Source organism: Mycobacterium sp., assembly GCF_035633495.1.
Classification (GTDB): domain Bacteria; phylum Actinomycetota; class Actinomycetes; order Mycobacteriales; family Mycobacteriaceae; genus Mycobacterium.
In genome coordinates, this window is record NZ_DASQEU010000006.1 from 1 (window position 1) to 2,299 (window position 2,299).

Annotated in this window: 2 protein-coding genes and 2 pseudogenes; all 4 read right to left on the reverse strand. The window is 65.7% G+C overall.

Annotated elements, in window-relative coordinates; genetic code table 11:
• Nucleotides 1-507 (reverse strand): annotated as a pseudogene (ipdC, locus tag VET27_RS01080) ((3aS,4S,5R,7aS)-5-hydroxy-7a-methyl-1-oxo-octahydro-1H-indene-4-carboxyl-CoA dehydrogenase); the annotation flags it as partial.
• Nucleotides 504-1,253: a cholesterol ring-cleaving hydrolase subunit IpdB gene (gene ipdB, locus VET27_RS01085; RefSeq protein WP_526514537.1), complete on the reverse strand. Its 750-nt coding sequence runs from the start codon at nucleotides 1,251-1,253 to the stop codon at nucleotides 504-506. The pseudogene ipdC and the gene ipdB, both read right to left, overlap by 4 nt.
• Nucleotides 1,250-2,128, reverse strand: coding sequence for a cholesterol ring-cleaving hydrolase subunit IpdA (gene ipdA / locus VET27_RS01090; protein ID WP_526514538.1), 879 nt, complete (start codon nucleotides 2,126-2,128; stop codon nucleotides 1,250-1,252). Before ipdA ends, ipdB begins: the two co-directional genes overlap by 4 nt.
• A pseudogene (locus VET27_RS01095) lies at nucleotides 2,125-2,299 on the reverse strand (hypothetical protein); the annotation flags it as partial. The pseudogene VET27_RS01095 and the gene ipdA, both read right to left, overlap by 4 nt.

Below are 2,299 nucleotides of genomic sequence, written 5' to 3' on the forward strand. Positions count from 1 at the left end.
GATGTCCGTGCCCTTCAGCGCGTCGAGCACGGACGGCAGCAGCAGCGTCGTCGCGACCGGTCCCGTGTGGCCGCCGCCTTCTCCGCCCTGCACGATCACCGCGTCCGCGCCCCAGGCAGCCACCTTCTTGGCGTGCTTGGCGGCACCGACCGACGGAATGACCACCACGCCCGCATCTTTCAGCTTGGCTATGAGGTCGGCCTTCGGGGCTAAGGCGAAGGAGGCGACTTTGACTCCTTCGCGGATCAGGAGGTCGACCCGATCACCAGCGTCACCTGCGTCGGCACGCATGTTGATGCCGAACGGGTTGTCGGTCGTGGCCTTGACCTTGGTGACCGCGGTCTGCAGTTCGTCGAGCGTCATGGTGGCCGACGCGAGGATGCCGAGGCCACCCGCATTCGACGTCGCCGCCACCAGCCGTGCACCGGCCACCCACCCCATACCGGTCTGTACGACTGGATGCTCGATGCCGATCAGCTCCGTCAGCGGAGTGCGCAACTTGCTCACGAGCGCACTTCCCTGTCCCGCAAACCATTCGGGTCGATCACCTCGTGGATCAACTTCTGTTCCTCGGCGGACGGCAGCCGCGACGTCTTCGCCGAGTCAAGGCCGTGCACCTCGAACGACGTGTTCTCTGCGACCTGACTCGGCTCGACGCCCGGATGCAGCGACGCCGCCCGCATCTGATGGTCTGGGCCGTTGAAGTCGAACACGCCGAGGTTGGACACGACCCGGAACACGTTGACGAACCGGTAGGCCGGATTGTCGTGATCGACTTTGTCCCAACCGATTCCGGAGACGATGTCCACCGAGTCGCCGAACACCCGCTTGGAGTGGTTGCCCACCCAGTAGCTGGTGGCGTGGTTGATGGTGTTGCCCGGCGCACCGCGGACGCCGAACATCTGGCGGGTCGGGTGCTGAATCGGTCCGAACGCCGACAGATTCTGGTTGCCGTAGCGGTCGACCTGGTTGGCGCCCATCACGACGTGGCGGCGGCCCCACGCCAGCGTCTCGAACACCCGCCCGAACGGCATCCAGCCCTCGATCGCACCCGTCGCACCGAGGGCGGGGGTGTCGGCCAGCAGTCGAGCCTCGCCGTCGGTCAGCAGAATGTTGGGGGAGAACGTCAGCCGCGCGAGTCGGGCACCGATCGACGCCATGTTCGCCATCGGGCTGACCATGATTTCGCCTGCGTTGCGGAATAATTCGGCACACGCGACGGCGCACACCTCGGCGCGGGAAGCGGAGATCATGCTTGCTCCTCCTTGAACTCGCGCACTGCGGCCTGATAGTCGGCCTCGCTGCCGGACAGATAGGTTTCCGCGAAGCCGGCCCACGTCTCGTCGGAGCCCCCGGCCTCGGCGTAGTGACGCTGAAACTTCTCGTCGCGTCGGTAATTGGGCTCGGCGGTGGTGAAGTGAGCCCCGTTGGGTGCCTCGACGACGGTGTCGACCATCATGCGGTTGACCAACAGGGCCTGCGGCGGCACCGCCTTGATCAGTTCCTCTGTCGAGACCACGCGCTCGACGGACAGGAAGCGCTTCTCGGCGGCCATTAGGTAGAGGTCGTCGAAGTACGGGTCGATGCCGGTGTAGGCCGCGTTGCCCCGTGCATCACCGAGATTCAGGTGAACGAATGCGGCATCGAGGGTAAGTGCAGGCATCGCGATCAGTTCCTCGTGGCCGCCATCGGTGGCATACGGCGAGGTGACAGTCTTGAGCTCGTCACCCCAGAACGTCCGCACGTCGCTGCCCAGCCCGGCTCGAATGGGTAGGAACGGCAGGCGTTGTGCGGCCGCCTGCAGTCCGCAGCGCAGCATGCCCTCGTCCATCTCGCGGGCCTCGATGGCGCCGGTGGTGCGGGCCTTGGCGAACCACGGGTCGTAGAACGGCGGCGAATCCAGGGACACGAAGCCGTAGTAGACACGCTTCACCTTGTCCGCCGAGCACAGCAGTCCGATGTCCGGGCCGCCGTAGCTGACGACGGTCAGGTCGGTGACGTCGGTGCGCAGCAGAGCGCGGATGAAGGCCATCGGCTTGCGCCGCGAACCCCAGCCGCCCACGCCGATGGTCATGCCGCTCTCGATCGACGAGACGGCCTCGTCCAGCGTCGTTCGCTTGTCGATCATTTAGATCCCTTGCCCTTGCCCTTGCCCTTGCCCTTGCCCTTGCCCGTGCCCGCGAACGCGTCGCGGTGTTCGTCGGCCACGCCCGCAAGGTTCAGCTCGAACGTAAACCCCTGCTCCATGCGGTAACTGGCGTTTACCTTCTGCACGTCGATGAGGTTCAACGCCTCCTTG

Coding starts and splice junctions, on each gene's coding strand:
- ipdA (WP_526514538.1), bottom strand. CDS start 2,128: ATGATCGACAAGCGAACGACGCTGGACGAGGCCGTCTCGTCGATCGAG.
- ipdB (WP_526514537.1), bottom strand. CDS start 1,253: ATGATCTCCGCTTCCCGCGCCGAGGTGTGCGCCGTCGCGTGTGCCGAA.